We start from the raw sequence: 19,908 nt of genomic DNA, 5'->3' as shown, positions 1-19,908 counted from the left end.
AGGGACAGAACATGACGAAAAAAACGGCCCACATCATCTCTCATACGCACTGGGATCGCGAGTGGTATATGCCTTACGAGTATCACCATGCGCTGCTGATCGAATTGATGGACACGCTGCTGGATACGCTCGATAACGATCCGGGCTTCAAGAGCTTCCATCTCGACGGCCAGACGATTATGCTGGAAGATTACCTCCAGGTCCGTCCGGAAATGAAGGACAAGCTGGAGAAATATATCCGCGAAGGCCGCATTCATATCGGTCCTTGGTACATTCTGCAGGATGAGTTCCTGACGAGCAGCGAGGCGAACGTGCGCAACCTGCAGATCGGACATCGCGATGCCAATCATTACGGCGGCACCATCTCCAAGATCGGGTATTTCCCCGATTCGTTCGGCAATATGGGCCAGGCACCGCAGATGCTCCAGCAGGCCAATATCGATGTCGCCGTGTTCGGACGCGGCGTGAAGCCGACCGGCTTCAACAATCAGGTATCCGAAGATGCCGCATACGAGTCCCCGTTCTCGGAAATGATCTGGGAATCGCCGGACGGCTCGCGCGTCATCGGCATTCTGTTCGCGAACTGGTACTGCAACGGCATGGAAGTGCCGGTCGACGAGCAGCAAGCGATTGCTTATTGGGAGAAGAATATCGACAATGCGGAGAAATTCGCTTCCACCCCGCATCTGTTGTTCATGAACGGCTGCGACCATCAGCCGATTCAGACGGATCTGTCCAAAGCGATTGAAGTGGCGAAGAAGCTGTTCCCGGATGTGGACTTCGTACACTCCAACTTCAATTACTATGTGGATGTGCTGAGACAGGAATTGCCTGAGAATCTGCAGACGGTCAAAGGCGAACTGCGCAGCCAGCGCACCGACGGATGGTATACGCTGGTCAATACCGCGTCTTCCCGCGTCTACCTCAAGCAGATGAACGCGGAGAACCAGACGCTCCTGGAGAAGGTGGCAGAGCCGCTGGCGGCATTCGCTGACCAGGCGGGCAAGCCATATCCGCATCACCTGTTCGTCTATGCCTGGAAGACATTGATGCAGAACCATCCGCATGACAGCATCTGCGGGTGCAGCGTCGATGAAGTCCACCGCGAGATGGTGACGCGCTTCGAGAAATCGAAGCATATGACCGAGATGATTATTAACGAGACCGTTGACAGCCTCGTGAAGCAGATCGATACCTCGGCCTATGGGGCCAAGGAAGGCGTGCCGTTCGTCGTATTCAACACGGCCGGCTATGAGCGCAGCGGCGTCGTCGAAGTGACGCTGGAGCTGAAGCGCCGCTACTTCCGCGAAGGGCATCCGACGAAGCTGGCGCGGGAGCTGAAGCAGGAGCCGATTGTGCCGGGCACGGTTATCGATGCGAATGGCAATGCGGTCGTCTGCGAATGGGAAGACGCCGGCGTTCAGTTCGGCTACGACCTGCCGAAGGACAAGTTCCGCCAGCCTTATGTGGCGCGCTGCGTGAAGGTTCGCCTGCAGGCAAGCGGCATGCCGGCCTTCGCGTATCAGACCTTCGCCTGGGTGGCGGGCGGAGAAGCTCCGCAAGCGGCCAGCTTGTCGAACGGGCTGAATACGCTCGAGAACGAACATCTGAAGGCGGTCGTCGAGGCGGACGGTTCATTGACGCTGACTGACAAAGCGACGGGACATACGTTCAGCGGGCTGAATGTGTACGAAGATAGCGGAGACATCGGGAACGAGTACATGTTCCGCAAGCCGAACGGCGAGGTGCCGCTCACGACGGCAGGTCTGGCGGCCGATATCCGCGTCGTCGAAGACGCGCCGTACCGCGCCGTCATCGAAGCGGCTCACCAATGGGAGATTCCGGCTTCCGCCGACGAGAAGCTGCAGGAAGAGATGAATGAGCTGGTAGACTTCCCAAGACGTACGGCACAGCGTTCCACAGCAATGGTGCCGTTCCGGCTTGTGACCCGCTACACGCTCGATCGCGGTGCGAAGCGCGTCGAAGTGCAGGTGACCATTCATAACGAAGCGAAGGATCACCGGTTGCGCGCGCTGTTCCCGACGGCCTTGCAGACGGAGACGCACCAGGCGGAATCCATCTTCGAGGTGGCCCGCCGCAATACACAGCCGGCTCCGGAATGGGAGAATCCGAGCAACGATCAGCATCAGCATACGTTCGCCAGCGTAAGCGACGGCCAACTCGGCTTGACCATTGCCAACCGAGGGCTGTACGAATATGAAGTGCTGCGCGACGGCCGCAACACGATGGCGGTCACCTTGCTCCGCTCCTCCGGCGAGCTCGGCGACTGGGGCGTCTTCCCTACGCCGGAAGCGCAATGCCTGGGCACGTACACCGCAGAATATGCGATTATTCCGCATGCGGGTGATGTCGTGGCCTCCGGCGCATACAAGGAAGCGCACGCGTTCCAGGTGCCGTGGATTGTCCGCCAGGCTGAGGTGCATGCCGGCAAGCTGCCAGCGAACCATGCGTTCCTGGCATGGGACGGCGAAGGCATCGCGTTCTCCTCGATTAAGATGGCGGAGCAGACCGGCGACATGGTTGGCCGCTGGGTCAACTTCGCGCATGAAGCGAACACGCTGAATGTCTCTCTTCCGCAGGCAGGCAGCGGCTTCTACCGCAGCAGCATCATGGAAGTGAAGGGCGAAGACCTCGCCTCCGGCGACAAGCGCAGCGTCAGCGTTGAGCTCGGCGCAGCGGAAATCTTCACGCTCGGCATGAAGAATTAAATGACCAAGCCCTCCCGAAGCATTGGCTTTGGGAGGGCTTGTTTGCGCCATATAGCGGCGGTAAAGGAGAAGAAGGCTTTAACTAACTGAATATAGCGGCTGAATTGCTCAATCCTGCGTTTATGCAGTATTTTGGCTCTAACGAAGCGAAATGCTGTGAAAATCCTGAAAATCTCAGGCTGTTGAGAAAGTCCAAGGATTTTTGGGCACTTCATCAGGACTTGTCTCTCAGTAGAAAAATTTTATCTGAATCGAAGTGCCTGAAAACTGCACAATGAAATGTCTATCCGATAGGCGAAGTCCTCAAAACTGCACGGTTTCTCAAGATACGTTGATTCAGTAGGCAAAATCCTGCTCAAATACAGCAATTCGATAGGGACGACTTCACCAGAAAGGGAATCCTGTAAAACTGCAGCAATTTCACCCGTTTCTCTTCGACTTAGCTCAAAAGGGCCTAAAATGATGTAGCTGTGCAGCAATTCCTCGAAATGTGGACTCATTGAGCCGAAATTCCTGTAAAATAGCAGCAATTCCCTCCACACGTTCAAGCCCCACGAGGCAACGATGCTTCCTGAAGGCAATGATGTCTCCAGAAGGCGATGACGCTCTGAATGCCAAGTCTCGATTAGGTAATCACCCCTCCGAAAAAAACAGGGGTTTTCCAACAGCCTGAAATCTGCATCTTTTCGCCTATTTTCTCTCCTATCGAAGCGGTAACGGCGGAAATTAATGTACATTTGCAGGAATCCCCTTTACTCACTCCGGCGCCCGTGGAAAAACTGTATTTCTGCAGCATTGGCAAGAGAAGCCGCTATCCCCCGATGACGGTCAGTTCCTTCGGATAGGACGTGAGCACGCGCACGCCATCCTCCGTGACGATGACGTCATCCTCGATGCGCACACCCGCCACGTTCGGCACATAGACGCCCGGCTCGATCGTGAAGACCATGCCCGTCTTCAGCACATCCTCGTTCCGGCCATGCACGGATGGATACTCGTGCACATCCATGCCGAGCCCGTGTCCGAGCCGGTGGGTGAAGTAAGGGCCATAGCCCCGATCTTCGATTGTCTGCCGCGCCGTGCGATCCAGTGAGCCGAAGGTGACGCCGGGCTTGACGGCGGCAATGGCCGCTTCATTCGCCGCCAATACGGTATCGTAGATGCGGCGGCTCTCTTCGTTCACTTCACCGACGGCGAAGGTACGGGTAATGTCGGAAGCGTATCCGTTCACGTAGACGCCCAGATCGAACAGAAGCAGCTCGCCTTCGCGGATGACGCGATTGCCCGGAACGCCATGCGGCAGCGCGGCCCTCTCGCCCGCCAGCACCATCGTGTCGAACGATGGCCGTTCCGCGCCCTTTTTCTTCATCAAATATTCCAGCTCCGCGACGACATCCAGCTCGGTGATGCCGGGACGCACGCGGCTTACGCCTTCCAGCAGCACCGCTTCAATCACCCGGATCGCTTCCAGCAGCCGCTCCACTTCCTCCGGGGATTTGATGACGCGCAGCTCCTGCAGAATCGGTCCCGCATCGGCATAGCGCTTGGCGTCCAGCGCTGCGGCCAATGCCTCGAACCGGGCGACAGAGATATGATTCTTCTCGAAGGCCAGCTGCATCAGCCCGGCGGGTAGGCAAGGCTTCAACACATCGTAAGGATTGTCCGTATCCGTATGGGTAACGATGTTCTTGACGGAGGAGGCGGACGCAGCCTTGTCCGCATCCAGGGCCGGTACGATCAGCGTCGGCTCGGCATCCCGCTGGATGACGAGGCCGAGGAAGCGCTCATGCGGATCGCAGGCGAAACCGGTCAAGTAATAGACATGCTTCGGATCGGTAATGAGCAGGGCGTCATGGCCCTCCTGATCCATTGCCGTGCGTAATCTGTTCCAGGACTCGTTCATAGCTTTTCATCCTTTCCGTAGTGCGGCGAGTCATTATTCTTCATTGACCATATCATAAGTATGGCTTCCCGTGCGAGTACATTTGCATCATCCGCGTCTGAAGATTGCAGGTTTATTAGGGGCCTGGCTAACAGGGCATGACGTGACGGGAAAAAGAGGGCAGCAACGAAGAGGACAGCCCGGGTGCATCCCGGACTGCCCTTGCTGAATGTTCATCAGAACGTTCATATGGTAAAATGCTATATCGGCTATATTGATTGCTTCATCTGAAAGGCCTTGTTCCACTTTTTACATGTAGGCGCAATGTCCTGAATCTGGTAAAATAGATAGCCGTGTGATCGAACGGAAGTTTGTCCAATCGGTGACGCAAAATCTTGAGATTCCCTGCTGTTCACACAAGATTCACATGCAGCGCTTTCAAGCGCGGGAATGTTTGTGTTTCGTCACAGCTTTCCACAACCGGATATGGGACAATATGGTTAAGTAAGGGAATTCATCATCATATGGAGGGGACGGACAATGTTGTTAGCGGCAGATCGACCGGCACAGTGGAATGAAGAGACTGTTGAACGGCTGGAGACGCGGATGGCGGCATATCAATTGCTGGCCGATTTCCTGGGTCACATGCCAACGCTCGATGTCTTGATGTCTTGGCGGAATCATGAAGGGATGAAGCGGTTATGCCGCCATTCCGAGGCTGCCCGCGACCTGTGCTCGTTGTTGGATACTTTGTCGGTAAGCGAATTGTACGCCGTATTCTCTTCCTTGCGCGATGACTATTACCGCTTATTCGGAAGCTCGGGACAGCTGCCTGTCACGCCTTGCGAGACGATGTACCGTGCCAACGAACAGAAGCTGCCGAAGAGCTACGCTCAGATTGTACGGCAGCATTACGCCGAATTCAGCCTCTACTTCAAGAAGATGAACGGCGAGCCGGATGATCATATCGCCATCGAGCTGGAGTTCATGGCGGTCCTGATTGGCAAAATGCTCGGCAATGTCATGACCGAAGAGCGTTACCACCGTTACATGGACGGACAGCGGCGCTTCGTGCTGGATCATCTGACACGCTGGGCTCCGCGCTTCGGCGAAGACTTGGCGCGGCATGCGGATCATCCGCTCTACCGCGCGATCGGGCGTCTGCTGGTGGAGTTCATGGCCAGCGAGGCTGAGCGGGCCGGGCAGGCGGCGTAAGCGGCGGCGCGCAGGAAGTACCGCCATAGATACAGAACACCGGTCAAGGAATCGATTCAGATATACAGGACCTTTCTGCGGAAAGGTCTTTTTTATATGTTTTTCAGGGATTTCATTCCCATATTCAAGGGAGCGCTTGTCGAATATAATAGGAAAAAGAAGAAACTGATGAAAATGCGGCAATGCCGCGCAAGATGCTTCACAAATACCTGAGAGAGAAGCGCCGTATTGGCGTGAATGGGGGCCTCGTCATGAGAAGAGCGCTGCAAGTTGGACTATTTCTTATCTTGTTACTTGCTTTCGGTTATTATGCGAATGGCACGATTGGCCAAAATATCACGACGGCGCTGAGCATTATGACGACGCTCGCGGTGGTTACGCTGGCTATCATCATTTTTATGGAGAACCGGAATCCCTCCAGCACGGTCGCCTGGCTATTGGTGCTGGCGGTGGTGCCTGTCGTCGGCTTCATCTTTTATCTCGTGTTCGGCCAAAATTACCGCAAGCGCCGCCGGTATACCCGGAAGGCGCAGCAGGACAAGCATACCTATACCTTCGTGGAGAATGAGCCGAAGCAGCTGCGGGAGGAGGCGCTGGCTTCCATGACACCGGATCAGCGCCATCTGCTCCGCTTGACCAGCCGCATCAGCAAGAGCCCGATTACATTTGCGTCGGACACGCGCATTCTGAACAACGGCGAAGAGACGTTCGGGGCATTGCTTGCGGAGCTGAATCAGGCCCAGCATCATATTCATATGGAATATTATATTTACCGCGATGACGACATTGGAAGCCGCATTGCCCAGATTTTGATGGACAAGGCCCGGGCCGGCGTCGAGGTCCGGTTCATGATCGATACGGTCGGGAGCATGCAGCTGCGCAAGCCCTTCCTGCAGGAGCTTCGGAATGCCGGCGTGCAGGTGGCTGTCTTCGGCAATGTGAAGTTCCCGATCTTCTCCAATCGGGTCAATTACCGGAACCACCGCAAGATTGTTGTCATTGACGGCAACGTCGCGTTCATCGGCGGCCTCAATGTCGGGGATGAATATTTGAGCCGCAATAAGACATACGGCTTCTGGCGGGATACGCACATGATCGTGCGCGGCGACGCGGTGCAGACGCTGCAGATCATTTTCCTGCAAGACTGGGCCCATACGAGCGGAGAAGCGCTCTATGGGGTGGAATATCTCCGGCCTGAACCGGTGGAGGCGACGGCGGGCGCGGTGCAGATGATCGCGAGCGGGCCGCATCAGGAATTCAAGACGATGAAGAATCTCTTCTTCTCCATGCTGACCTCGGCCCGGCGCTCGATCTGGATAGCGACGCCGTATTTCATTCCGGATGAGGACATTTTTACCGCGCTGCGGGTAGCGGCCTTGAGCGGCATCGAGGTGAAGCTGCTGTTCCCGGGCAAGCCTGATAAATGGCTGCCGTTCCTGGCCTCCCATTCCTATTTCCTTGGTCTCCTGGAGGCGGGCGTTCAAATCTACGAATATGAAAAAGGCTTTCTCCATTCGAAGCTCATCATCGTGGACGGCGAAGTGGCGACGATTGGCACCGCGAATATGGATATGCGCAGCTTCCACCTTAACTTCGAGGTGAATGCATTGCTGATCCGGACCGAGAGCGTCGAACAGCTGACCCGGGAGTTTCAGCAGGATTTGGAGTCGGCCGTGCAGATCTCGGATGAACAATTTGCCAACAAAAAAGTCATTACCCGCTTCCTCGAGTCGGCAGCCCGCTTGTTCTCGCCGCTGCTGTAGGTGGAGGCGGGAGTCTGACGGGGCCGCGATTGGCGGGGCACCGCCCGCGATCTCTTGCCGATCCGTGGCGAACGGGGCAGCCCGGATCAAGGGCACGGGCGAGCGTGATTGGCCCGGCTCTCCGTGCGATGTGGTTCGGCACGGAGGTGTGCGTTCCGCGCGGCAAGGGGCGGAAATGCGGCGACCGGTGTGAATGGAAGCACGAATGCCAGGGGAACAATCTGCTCGTCACCGATTAGGGATAATGGGTCGAGCCTCGCTCTCGACGCGATGAGCATGATGATGGAATGCAGGATAGACGCGAGAGAGGTCATCGGAGGGAAGGCCGCTGGCCTTTTTGGCCTGAGCTTAGAAAAGCCGAACGGGGCCGTCTGACGCCGCAGGGAGGCGGCGCTGAGCGGCATGGAACCATTACCTGTCATGGGCGTGAACATGGTATGATAAGTCCATCTGTACATAGAATTGGAGAGGATTCGGATGTGGACGAATCGGAATGTATGGATTGTGCTCTGTGGCGAGTTCGTGGCCGGCCTCGGTCTATGGACTTCCATTATTGCCAATCTTGAATTTATGCAGCATCGGGTGCCTTCGGATTTCATGAAGTCGATCATTCTGTTCATCGGCTTGCTGGCAGGCGTTCTGATCGGCCCCTATGCGGGAAAAGTAATCGATTCGTCGCGCAAGAAGCTGGTGCTAATCTATGCCGGTCTCGGTCGGATGGCCGGCGTCTGCTTCATGTTCATTGCCCTGGCGACCGACTCCGTGCTGTGGATGGTGCTGTTCAACATTACGCTGCAGATCTCGGCGGCATTCTATTTCCCTGCGCTTCAATCCGTGATTCCGCGCATCGTAGCTGACAAAGACCTGCTGACCTTGAACGGCGTCCATATGAACGCCTCCACCATCGCCCGGATTATCGGCACCGTGCTGGCCGGCATGATGCTGACGGTCATGAGCCTCGCGTCGCTCTATGTGGCTTCCATGGTCGGCTATGCGCTGCTGCTCGTATCGACGTTCTTCCTGAACGTGCAAGAGGATCTGCCGTCCGGCAAGGCGGCCTCCGCAGGGAAGAAGAAGGGCGGAGGCTTCAAGGAGATCGTGCCGATGCTCAAGCGGATGCCGGTCGCGGTCATGGCGCTTGGGCTGTCATTCATACCGGGCTTGTTCATCGGCGGCTTCAATCTGATGGTCATCAACATCAGCGAGATTCATCATGACACCCAGATCAAAGGGTGGCTGTATGCGGTCGAAGGGATTAGCTTCATCGCTGCCGCCTTCTTCGTCAAGCGCATCTCGGGCAAGGGCGGACTGCTCAAGCTGCTGTGTCTGTTCGCTCTCCTGAGCGCGCTGGGACATTCGCTCTTGTTCTTTGCCGATATTCGCGGGATGGCACTGTTCGCCTTCGGCTTGTTCGGTCTCGCGGCGGGCTTCTTCTTCCCGCTGTTATCGACATATTTTCAGAAGACGATCCCGAAGGAATATCACGGCCGCTTCTTCTCGTTCCGCACGATGCTGGACCGGGTCATGTTCCAGGTCGTGTTGCTCGCGACGGGCTTTATGCTCGATACGATCGGGCTTTCTTATATGGTCCTCGTATTCGGCGGACTGTCGGCATTATTTATCATCTACGCTTATGTCCGCTCTTCCCGCATACCGGAACGTCCGCTGGAGGCGATGCCGGATCCGGGAAGTCCTTCGATGTGATCGTGGGCTGCGTGGGGGCGTCACGGCACAGCCGCCCGTAACCGGGCAGACAATTCGGACTGCTTTTGTTCGTGCAAAGCGGTCTTTTTTATGCGAAAATCCCCTCTAGATGGACATCTAGCCGGAAAGAGGGCTTGCCTTCCGGCCGCCGGATTGGTAGGGTGATGCTGAAAGTGCTTTCATTTCATCATTCGCCGTACAGGATGCGCTCCCTGCTGCGTATCCTATCATATGACGTGCGGAGCCGGATTCGATCATGGATACGCGTAGAAGGAGGAATCGCGATGAAATATCGCAGCGTGTTTGACATCATTGGTCCGATTATGGTTGGACCGTCCAGTTCACATACGGCGGGCGCTGCCAAGATTGGCCGCTTGGCCCGCAGCATATTCGGGAGACAGCCGAAGAAGGTTCATATTTTCCTGTACGGCTCCTTCGCGGAGACTTACAAAGGCCATGCGACAGATGTCGCGCTCGTGGCCGGTCTGCTCGATTTTGATACGAATGACGCCCGGCTTCCACAGTCGCTCCAATTGGCGGAGGAAGCCGGGATGACGGTCGAGATAACGGCCGAAGATGCGGTGCCGGAGCATCCGAACACAGCTCGTATCCGCTTGTCGGATGACCAGGAGGACATGGAAGTGAGCGGCATCTCCATCGGCGGCGGGAAGGTGGAGATTGTCGAGCTGAACGGATTCAAGCTGAAGCTGTCCGGCCAGTGTCCGGCCATCCTTATATTGAACCATGACCGCTATGGCGTCATTGCGGGGGTGACGCGGATTTTGAGCGATGCCCGGGTCAATATCGGCCATATGGAGGTCAGCCGCAAGGAGAAGGGCAAAATGGCGCTGATGGTGATTGAGACCGACGAAATGATCGATGAAGCGATGTTCGAGCAGATTCGCGGACTTTCCGGCGTGAACCGAGTGCTCCGCATGGAAGATTGATGCGCTGTCCAATCTAAGGGAGAGGTGATGAAGCATGTTCCGCAATGTGGCTGAGCTGGTCGCGCTGGCAGAGGAACGATCGTGCAAAATGGCGCACGTGATGATAGAGCAAGAGATGGAAGTGAAGCGAATGACGCGCGAGGCGGTCATCGCCCAGATGGAGCGCAACCTCGATGTGATGGAGCAAGCGGTCGCCCGGGGGTTATCAGGCGTGAAGTCCCATTCGGGCCTGACGGGCGGAGACGCCGTCAAGGTCCAGCAATATATCGCCGCCGGTAAAGCATTAAGCGGCATCACGCTGCTCGATGCGGTCAGCAAGGCGATGGCGACGAATGAAGTGAACGCGGCCATGGGGCTGATCTGCGCGACGCCGACGGCCGGCGCCGCGGGGGTCGTCCCGGGGACGCTGTTCGCGCTCAAGGAGAAGCTGAACCCGACTCGGGAGCAGATGGTTGAGTTTCTATTCACGGCTGGCGCGTTCGGCCTTGTGGTGGCGAACAATGCATCCATCAGCGGAGCGGCGGGCGGCTGCCAGGCCGAGGTCGGCTCGGCGGCGGGCATGGCGGCGGCGGCCATTGCCGAGCTGGCCGGGGGCACGCCGCGGCAGGCGGCGAACGCGATGGCTATCGCGCTGAAAAATATGCTTGGCCTGGTCTGCGACCCGGTTGCCGGGTTAGTGGAGGTGCCGTGCGTGAAGCGTAACGCTTTGGGGGCCTCCAATGCAATGGTGGCGGCCGATCTGGCGCTGGCCGGAGTGGAGAGCGTCATTCCGTGCGATGAAGTTATTGAAGCGATGTTCCGCATCGGACAGAGCATGCCGATGGCGATGAAGGAGACGGCGCTTGGCGGTCTGGCGGCGACGCCGACGGGCATTCGGCTGAAGAAGGAGATTTTCGGCGACAATTCGGGATCCGGCGCGGCGAATTCCGATCAGACGGAGTGATGCCCAATACCGCAGCGCGAGTTGGCCGGCTCCACGAACAGGACTTGGCCGCATCGTGATGACAGACTGCGAGGTCTTCGAACCGGAAGGGACGCCTTCCTGGTTCGAAGGCCTTTTTTCAAAATATATGAACGTATACGATAGCATCCATATTTGCTATGCTAATGATGCTGAAAAATCGCCGAAGGTGGCTTTTTGCGGGCGACAGAAACGGCAGCGGACGGGTTCCTGTTCGCGGCATTCGTTGCATTCATGATACAGGAAGAAGATGAAGGAGGTTCACAATGGAAGAACGGCAGCGGGATCCTGGAGGAGCAACCGAGCAGCGCAAGACGGAGCATATTCGCATTTGTTTGGAGGAAGCGGTGAATGGCGTCGGGGTCACGACAGGGCTCGAACATTACCGCTTTCTTCACCAGGCGCTGCCCGAGCTGGATTTCCGGGAGATCGATCTGGCGACGGAATGGCTGGGCAAGCGGATTCGCACGCCTTTCCTTATCAGCTCGATGACCGGGGGCAGCAGTATAGCTGCTCCGATTAACCGCCGCTTGGCTGCGGTGGCGGAGGTTCGGGGCTGGGCGATGGGCGTAGGCTCGGTCCGGGCGGCGGTAGAGAATCCGGGATTGTCGGGCACCTTTCGCATTCGGGATATCGCGCCGACGGTGCCGATCTATTCGAATATCGGGGCCGTGCAGTTGAACATGGGAATGGGAATCGAGGAATGCCTCCGCGCCGTGGAGCTGGTGGAAGCGGATGGTTTAATTCTCCACCTGAACGCGCTGCAGGAAGTGTTCCAGCCTGAAGGAGACGTCAACTTCTCAGGATTGCTGCGTCGTATTGAAGAATTATGCCGCCAGCTCGACGTTCCTGTCGGCATCAAGGAGGTCGGCTGGGGAATCGCCGGCGATACCGCGCGGCAGCTCGCCGAAGCCGGCGCGGCATTCATCGACGCGGCCGGTGCGGGCGGCACGTCGTGGAGCCAGGTCGAGAAGCTGCGCTCGGCCGACCCGATTCGCCGCCGCGCGGCCGAAGCCTTCGCCGGCTGGGGCATTCCGACGGCGGAGAGCGTCCGGCTTATTCGGGCGGCGCTGCCGCATCAGCCGCTAATCGCCAGCGGCGGACTCCGAACCGGCGTGGATGCGGCGAAGGCGCTCGCGCTCGGCGCGGATCTGGCCGGATTCGGACGCTCCCTGCTGGCCGCCGCCGCCGATTCGGAGGAGGCGGTGGACGAGGTGCTCGCGCAGGTGGAGCTGGAGCTCCGCATCGCGATGTTCGGCATCGGAGCGGGCAGCATTCGGGAGCTGCGCGCCACGAACCGGCTGATGCCAAATTAGACAAGCTCTGCTATAATGGACACATCCAGCGGCCACAGACCCCGAGCCTGTGGCTTCCTTTATGCTCCCGGCTCACCGGGCCCGGAGCGGTGTCCAACCTGCGCCTGTGAAGCACCTCTCTCAGCTTGTTCCGCTCGCCTTGCCAGAACTGTGAGTCGCATTCATTTATGGGAAATAAAAACTGTACCCTTACTTTGGAATATCCTTTATATTATTATCGGAATCACAATCAAACGTTCGGATTTTACGCATATCGCTCTCCTAAGCCTGCCGAACGGGCGAATGTCGATACATATCAAACCAGGAAAGAAGGGTTGAAGCATGAAGCAATCGATGTTCAACTTTAGCACCAAAACGGTTGTTGCCATCGGGATCGGAGCGGCTTTATACGGCCTGCTAAGCACGATTACGATTCCGCTGGTACCGCAGACCGGCCTGCGCCCGGCCATAGCGATTCTGACCATTTTCGGGGCGATGTTCGGTCCGATCGTCGGTCTGTTGAGCGGGGCCATCGGTCATATCATTACCGATTTGACCTGGGGCGGCGGCACGATCTGGTGGACATGGGTGCTTGGATCCGCGGTGTCCGGATTCGGAATGGGGCTCGTCTACATAAACAAATCTTTCGATGTCAACGAAGGCCGTTCGACGAAGGGCGCCATCTGGACGCTCGCGATCACCGGTTCGCTGGCGCTGGCTGCCGGCTTCGGACTGTCTAGCATCCTGGATGTGTATTTGCTGGGAGAGGCGCCGGACAAAATGTGGCTCCAGTTCGTTGCTTCGACTTTGGCTAACATCGCTGTTCACTTAGTGCTGGGCCTCTCGGCCGTGCTTGGTCTTATCCGTTTGAACCGCCGCAATTCGAATTTGCGGGTACTTAAATAAGCTGCTAGAAACGAATGGAGTTCCACAGCATAGGAGGGGGCCTGCGGCGGGAGCGGAAGTCCTCCTGCAGGACCTTCTCCAGGTGGAACATGGATTGGCATGCAGCATGTGACAGGAGCTATCGAAATAATGAGGGAACCGCTTATCTCGTTTCGGGATTTCAGCTTTCAATATCGCAGCTTGTCCGAACCGACTTTGAAAAATATCACCCTGGATATCTATCCGGGGGAGAAAATATTGATTGCCGGACCGAGCGGTTCCGGCAAGTCCACCTTGGCCCATTGCATCAATGGGCTGATTCCATTTACGTACGGCGGGACGATTAGCGGTGAATACAGCCTGCAAGGACGCCGTCCGGCCGATCTGAGCATCTTCGAGATCAGCCGCAGCGTCGGCACGATTCTGCAGGATCAGGACGGCCAGTTCATCGGACTGTCGGTCGGCGAGGATGTCGCCTTCGCGTTCGAGAATGATTGCATGCCGGTGGCGGAGATGAAGCCGAAGGTCGCCCGCGCCCTGGAGATCGTCGACATGCTGCCTCATATCGGACATAGCCCGCATGAGCTGTCCGGGGGACAGAAGCAGCGGGTGTCGCTCGCGGGCGTGCTGTCGATGGAGGCCGGCGTATTGCTCTTCGACGAACCGCTCGCGAATCTGGATCCGGCCAGCGGCAAGCATGCGATGGCTTTGATCGAGGACATTCACCAGCAGACGGGCAAGACGATTCTCATTATCGAGCACCGCGTCGAGGACGTGCTGGAGCAGCCCGTCGATCGCATCGTTATTATGGCAGAGGGACGGATTGTCCGGACGGGAACCCCTGACGAGATTCTGGCTTCTTCCGTCATGAGCACGCATGGCCTGCGCGAACCGCTCTACGTGACCGCGCTCAAATATGCCGGCTGCGAGCTGGCGCCGGAAGATCGCCCGTCCTCGCTCGAGCGGGTCAGCGCGGATCCGGACAACCGCTTCCGCCTGGCCGCCTTCGCCGCTGCGGCTGATTCGGTGAAGCCGCTGCCTGATCGCGAACCGCTGGTCGAGATGGACAATGTCCGCTATTCCTACGATGGCGAGCGCGAGGTCATTCGCGGAGTCAGCCTGACGATTGGGCAAGGAGAGAGGCTGGCCCTGCTGGGCAATAACGGCGCGGGCAAGTCCACCTTGTCCCATCTGCTGACCGGGATTGCGAAGCCTTCGTCCGGCTCGATCCGCTTGTTGGGCGAAGACACCCGCAGCTGGTCGATTCGCCGCCTCGGCCAGCAGATCGGCTACGTCATGCAGAACCCGAATCATATGATCACCCAGGCGATGATCTGGGATGAAGTCGCGCTGGGCCTGCGCGTGCGCGGGCTTGGCGAGGAGGACGTCTCTGCCCGGGTCGAGGAGACGCTCCGCATCTGCGGTCTGTACGGCTACCGGGAATGGCCGATTTCCGCTCTGAGCTACGGCCAGAAGAAGCGCGTTACGATCGCTTCGATTCTGGCGCTGGAACCGCGGCTGATGATTCTGGACGAGCCGACGGCCGGACAGGATTACAAGCATTATACGGAATTTATGAGCTTCATCTCGCGGCTGGCGGACAGCGGGCTGTCGTTCCTGTTCATTACCCATGACATGCATCTCGCTCTGGAGTATACCGAGCGGGCCGCCGTGCTCTGCGACGGCGCCATCATCGCTTGCGGCGAGACGGCATCGGTGCTCACGGATGTATCCGCTATCGCGCGCGCGAATCTGAAGGAGACATCGCTGGGCGCTCTGGCACGGCTGACGGGCGCCGCGGCCCCGGAGATGCTTGTGCGCGATTTCATTGCACATGAGAAGAAGGTGAATCATCATGAGTAAGGCGGGGATGCTCTACATCGACCGCAACACCCTGTTCCACCGGATGGACGGGGCGGCCAAGCTGCTCCTGCTGGCCGTGTGGACGGTCGCCGTCTTTTTGTTCCAGGATCTGCGCGTCTTCGTGCCGCTTTTCCTGCTGGGCATCATCATGCTCGTCAGCGCGAAGCTGCCGTGGCGGCGCATTCGCCTGCTCGTCTGGCTCATGATCGTCTTCAATGTGTTCAACTCGCTGTTCACCCTCGTCGTGACACCGGCTTACGGGAGCGTGGTGACCGGTTCGACGACGGTTATCGCCAATCTGGGCTACAACGTGCTGACGTTGGAGACGGTCATCTACGTATTGACACTCTCGATGAAATATATGTCCCTTATGCCGATTACGGTGCTCTTTATCTATACGACGCATCCGACGCGGCTGGCCAGCAGCCTGAACCGGGTGGGCGTGCCGTACAAGGTCGCCTATGCGTTCAGCATCGCCTTCCGCTACATTCCGGACATGCAGGCTGAATTCCGCAACATCTCGAATGCGATGCAGGCGCGCGGGATCGGCTTTGGCAAGGGAGAAGGCTCGTTCTCGCAGCGGCTGAAGCACTTTATCTCGATCGCGATCCCGCTTGTCCAGTCTTCGCTCCATCGGATCGAGACGATCTCGAATGCGATGGATCTGAGGGGCTTCGGCAAGCATGCGCGCCGCACCTGGTATTCGGCCACGGTATGGCAGCGGGAGGATTACGTCATTATAACGATTAGCGCCGTCGCGCTGATCGTAGCGATTATAGCGCGCGTTCAGGGATTCGGGACATTCTGGTATCCCTTCGCCTAAGGCGATCGGCGCCGGGACCGAACGGGGCTGTCTCATCAGCAGTATTAGACTGCCGTGAGACAGCCCCGGCCTGTTGAACGAAGAATACCGCATTTGCCGGCCAAGCCCGTTTGTTCAATCATTCTCGGATATGATATCCATTTTCTGCATAACCCAGGAATCTCAGCCATAGCAATGGATAGAAAGCAAAAATCGGAGATATTGATGCGCTTTCAGGTTGTTGAGAAAGTCCAGGGGAAGTATTCGGCACTTCATTTTTTATGTGGCAGATCTCCTCTAGCAGAAGAAAATCGGTTTAAAACGCTTTAAGAGCCGAGTTTAGAAAATGGCTGGACAATCTCAACCCCTTCGTAAAAAGAGTTGATACAAGATTTCACTGTCTCATCTCTTTTCTGCCGCATGGCCCCGCCATCTTCTCTTCTTCCACATTTTGCCGCAATCCCGTCCTGTCTCTTTGTCATTTATAAGCGTTCGATGGGACAGTTCCTTTGTTTTTTTTGGCATAACTATTGCAGTGACCGGTGTTTGCAGGTAACCTAGAAAAAATAGAGCAGAGCAAGGAGTGCAATCGGTACGCATGTCAAGACAACAAAAATCAACTTATCGTCGCATCGACAAGAAGAAAGATCAATTCAGCAGCTCTTCCGGGTTTATTCTGGCAGCCATCGGGAGCTCGGTAGGGCTGGGAAATATGTGGAAGTTCCCCTATGTCACCGGACAAAATGGGGGAGGCGCCTTTTTCCTCCTGTTCATTCTCTGCCTTGTGCTGGTAGGGCTTCCGGTGCTGCTGGGCGAGCTGACAGTGGGCCGGGCGGGCAGAGGGGATCCGGTCACGGCCTTCCGCAAGCTGTCCGGAAAGAGAAGCTGGGGCGCGATCGGATTTATTGCGGTGCTTGCTCCCTTTCTCATTTTAACGTATTACAGCACCATTGCGGGGTGGACGCTTCATTATGCCTTTGAATCGTTGACGGGCGTCCTGTATGCCGATCCGGATTATTCAGGTCATTTCACGGCTTTCACTGCCGGCTGGGGGCCGGTTCTGTGGCAGTTGGCCGTACTTCTGCTGACCGGCTACATCATTGCCCGCGGCATTACGGGAGGGCTTGAGAAGTTCAATAAAATCGTCATTCCCGGACTGCTGATCATTTTGCTGGTCATGCTGGTGTGGACATTAACGCTGGAGGGTGCCGCCGAAGGCATATCCTATTTTTTGTATCCCGATTTCTCAAAATTGACTTTTCAATCCGCACTGATGGCGCTGGGGCTGGCTTTCTTCTCCCTCTCTCTCGGGATAGGGGCGATGGTTACGTATGGCGGATACGTGGATTCGCATCAGTCGTTGCCTGCGGCTACTCTGGCGGTGGGGGCCGGGGATCTGGTGTATGCGCTGATTGCCGGACTCATTATTTTCCCGACGATCTTCACGTTCGGAATCGAGCCGAATGCGGGGCCAGGCCTTGTTTTCGCGGCGCTGCCTGCCGCCTTCGCCTCGATGCCGTATGGCGAGTGGTTCGGGGGGCTGTTCTTCATTCTGCTTGCCATCGCGGCGCTTACCTCTTGCCTGTCGCTGCTCGAAGTTCCGGTAGCCTTCCTTATCCGGCGCTTCGAGATGAAGCGCGGCTGGGCAACGATGCTTGTCATGGGCGCGGTGTACGTCCTTGCCCTCCCGGCGACGCTGGCGGCCGGCGGTGTATTGACGGATTGGAAGCCGGGCGGACGCAATCTGTTCGATTGGCTCGACTTCGTCACCTCCAATATTATGCTGCCGTTAAGCGGCTTGTTCGTGACGCTGCTGATCGGCTTCGTCTGGACCGGCGCCAAGGAGGAAGCCGGGCTCCGTCCGTTGATGGGACGGGTGTGGGGAACGATGATGCGCTATGTCGCGCCGATCTTGATTATTCTCATTTTCCTCTCCTCCATCGGCATATTGTGACAGCTTGTGATCCCTTGTCCTTTAATCCGAAAAAAAATGACGGCGAAGTGCAACATCTGCCAACCTGGGCCCGTCTGTAACAATGAACGCGGCAATTCTCCCGCATGATATGCAACGGGTGAAGCGCGGAAATTGCAGGAACAGGACGCGACAGGGAGGAATTCAGATGAAAAAGCGTACATGGACAAAAATGATATTGACAGTAAGCATGCTTGTGATGGCGGCCATGCCGTTGACTGCGGCGGCCCAAGAGAATATCAACAAAGTGAGTGGTCAGGTCGTCAGCCAACAGGCAGATCGTTCTCAACAAGACAACAAGCATCAGGATCTTGATCGGCCAATCCAACAGGACTGGCTCGCCACGAAAGGCACAATGGAAGAAATCCGCATCAACAAGAACGGTGCTTACGCCACGGTGACTGGCGAGGGCGTGCAGGCCAACGCGCAAGATACGGTGGTGCTGGCCTTGACGGAGGATACGGCGATTGTCGATCAGAACGGCAACAAGGCGCAATTGCACGAAGCGGTGCAAAAAGGCTGGACGGTGACCGCTTGGTACGGTCCGAAGCTGACCCGCAGCATTCCGGCGCAAGGCACGGCGGAAAAAATCGTCGTGGAGCGCCCAAGCAATGACAATGACGAGCAAAAGAACGAAATGAAAACGGATGGCATCATCGTGAACGCAAGCAAGGATCGCATCGAGCTGCTGGGCGAGACCCCGGTTATTCTGAACATTACCGACAAGACGGTCATCAAGGATGAAAAGGGCAACAAGCTGACAGCCGATGCGCTCAAGAATAATGTCCGCGTGAAAGCCAGCTACAGTGCGGTCATGACGAGGAGCCTGCCTCCGATCAGCAATGCAACCAGCATCGTGGTCAAGGAAGAGACGGTTCGCCAGACAGGCACGATTCTGGATGTGAATGGAAAGGACGATCAAGCGTCCATTCGGCTGGATGTGGATTCCGACGGGAATACCGATTTGGTGCTGTCCATCAATAAGGATACGACGATCGTGACCAAGGACGGCCAGGAGCTGAAGGTAAGCGAGCTGAAGGCCGGCCAAAAAGTTATCGGCTTCCATGCGCAATTTATGACCTTGTCCCTGCCGCCGATGAGCTATGCCTACCAAATTGTCGTAACGGAGTAAAATTATTTTGGGCATCCGCCGCCAACCAGCAGGCGGATGAAGACAGTCCGGCCGGAGTGATTCTGGCCGGACTGTTCTATGTTCTATCCAGATTCTAGCCCTATTTTAGGCTTATGCGCCTGCGTCCCCGCTTTCTGGATAACGTCTGCATGGGGGCCAAAGCTGCAATTTTACAGTTTTTTATTGCGTTGGAGGGTGACTTCTGAACAATTCCTGCGAGTGTCAGGCTGGTGGAAAGCCCTGTTTTTTACGAATGGGTGGAGATCTCCGCTTACCTAATCAAAACTTGGCACTCGGAGCGTTGTCAGTCGATTTTTCCTACTGAGAGACGAGATCACCATATAAAAAATGAAGTAGAGAAAATTCCCATGGACTTTTCTACGGCCTGATTTTACGGGATTCAAGAGACCGCGTCGGATCCTGGGGGCATCATTGCCTTCAAGATGCATCATTGCCTTTCAGGAGGCATCATTGCCTTCAGGAGGCATCGTTGCCCTTCAGGGGGCATCGTGGCCTCCTGGGTTTTGAATATGTGGAGGGAATTGCTGCAATTTTACAGGAATTTCGGCTCAATGAGTCCACATCCCAAGGAATTGCTGCAAATCTACATCATTTTAGGCCCTCTTGCTTCAAGCCGGAGCGAAACGGGTGAAATTCCTGCAGTTTTGCAGGATTCCCTTTCTGGTCAAGTCGTGCATATCGAATTGCTGTAGTTGCGCAGGATTTCGCTTACTGAATAGGTGTAGAATCGTCCAGTT

At 56.7% G+C, this 19,908-nt stretch carries 14 protein-coding genes; 13 read left to right on the top strand and 1 reads right to left on the bottom strand.

Annotated elements, in window-relative coordinates; all coding sequences use genetic code 11:
* The first annotated feature begins 11 nt into the window (after positions 1-11).
* Complete coding sequence (locus tag FLT43_RS15080; RefSeq protein WP_087444406.1) at positions 12-2,729, top strand: alpha-mannosidase; 2,718 nt, start codon at positions 12-14, stop codon at positions 2,727-2,729.
* A gap of 811 nt (positions 2,730-3,540) precedes the next feature.
* On the opposite strand, the gene FLT43_RS15075 is transcribed toward FLT43_RS15080, so the two are convergent.
* Positions 3,541-4,632 carry a M24 family metallopeptidase gene (locus FLT43_RS15075; protein ID WP_087444403.1) on the bottom strand — a complete coding sequence of 364 codons (1,092 nt, stop codon included), beginning with the start codon at positions 4,630-4,632 and terminating at the stop codon, positions 3,541-3,543.
* 519 nt (positions 4,633-5,151) lie between these two features.
* Between FLT43_RS15075 and FLT43_RS15070 the strand changes: the two genes are divergently transcribed.
* From FLT43_RS15070 to FLT43_RS15015, 12 genes are all read left to right on the top strand, one after another.
* Positions 5,152-5,826 carry a TorD/DmsD family molecular chaperone gene (locus tag FLT43_RS15070; RefSeq protein WP_087444402.1) on the top strand — a complete coding sequence of 225 codons (675 nt, stop codon included), beginning with the start codon at positions 5,152-5,154 and terminating at the stop codon, positions 5,824-5,826.
* 251 nt (positions 5,827-6,077) lie between these two features.
* Positions 6,078-7,589, top strand: a complete 1,512-nt coding sequence (cls, locus tag FLT43_RS15065; protein WP_087444474.1) for a cardiolipin synthase — start codon at positions 6,078-6,080, stop codon at positions 7,587-7,589.
* 29 nt (positions 7,590-7,618) lie between these two features.
* On the top strand, positions 7,619-7,828 hold the full coding sequence (locus FLT43_RS29350) for a hypothetical protein (protein WP_174818240.1): 210 nt from the start codon (positions 7,619-7,621) through the stop codon (positions 7,826-7,828).
* Positions 7,829-8,066: 238 nt separating this feature from the next.
* Positions 8,067-9,293 carry an MFS transporter gene (locus FLT43_RS15055; protein WP_087444401.1) on the top strand — a complete coding sequence of 409 codons (1,227 nt, stop codon included), beginning with the start codon at positions 8,067-8,069 and terminating at the stop codon, positions 9,291-9,293.
* A gap of 284 nt (positions 9,294-9,577) precedes the next feature.
* The gene (gene sdaAB, locus FLT43_RS15050) at positions 9,578-10,240 is read left to right on the top strand and encodes an L-serine ammonia-lyase, iron-sulfur-dependent subunit beta (protein ID WP_087444400.1); all 663 of its coding nucleotides are present in this window, start codon (positions 9,578-9,580) and stop codon (positions 10,238-10,240) included.
* Positions 10,241-10,274: 34 nt separating this feature from the next.
* The gene (gene sdaAA, locus FLT43_RS15045) at positions 10,275-11,183 is read left to right on the top strand and encodes an L-serine ammonia-lyase, iron-sulfur-dependent, subunit alpha (protein WP_087444399.1); all 909 of its coding nucleotides are present in this window, start codon (positions 10,275-10,277) and stop codon (positions 11,181-11,183) included.
* Positions 11,184-11,467: 284 nt separating this feature from the next.
* Entirely contained in the window at positions 11,468-12,517 is a 1,050-nt protein-coding gene (gene fni, locus FLT43_RS15040; RefSeq protein ID WP_087444398.1) for a type 2 isopentenyl-diphosphate Delta-isomerase, read from the top strand.
* 321 nt (positions 12,518-12,838) lie between these two features.
* Entirely contained in the window at positions 12,839-13,402 is a 564-nt protein-coding gene (locus FLT43_RS15035) for an ECF-type riboflavin transporter substrate-binding protein (RefSeq protein ID WP_087444397.1), read from the top strand.
* A gap of 129 nt (positions 13,403-13,531) precedes the next feature.
* On the top strand, positions 13,532-15,244 hold the full coding sequence (locus FLT43_RS15030; RefSeq protein WP_087444396.1) for an ABC transporter ATP-binding protein: 1,713 nt from the start codon (positions 13,532-13,534) through the stop codon (positions 15,242-15,244).
* Positions 15,237-16,067: an energy-coupling factor transporter transmembrane component T family protein gene (locus tag FLT43_RS15025; RefSeq protein WP_087444395.1), complete on the top strand. Its 831-nt coding sequence runs from the start codon at positions 15,237-15,239 to the stop codon at positions 16,065-16,067. Before FLT43_RS15030 ends, FLT43_RS15025 begins: the two co-directional genes overlap by 8 nt.
* Before the next feature lie 577 nt (positions 16,068-16,644).
* Entirely contained in the window at positions 16,645-18,000 is a 1,356-nt protein-coding gene (locus tag FLT43_RS15020) for a sodium-dependent transporter (protein ID WP_087444394.1), read from the top strand.
* Between the two features lie 166 nt (positions 18,001-18,166).
* Complete coding sequence (locus FLT43_RS15015) at positions 18,167-19,150, top strand: hypothetical protein (protein ID WP_087444393.1); 984 nt, start codon at positions 18,167-18,169, stop codon at positions 19,148-19,150.
* The last annotated feature ends 758 nt before the right edge of the window (positions 19,151-19,908 follow it).

It is taken from the genome of Paenibacillus thiaminolyticus (genome assembly GCF_007066085.1).
In the GTDB taxonomy this organism is placed as follows: domain Bacteria; phylum Bacillota; class Bacilli; order Paenibacillales; family Paenibacillaceae; genus Paenibacillus_B; species Paenibacillus_B thiaminolyticus.
Note: the sequence above shows the minus strand (reverse complement) of the source record. Positions and strands in the feature narration are given on the sequence as shown.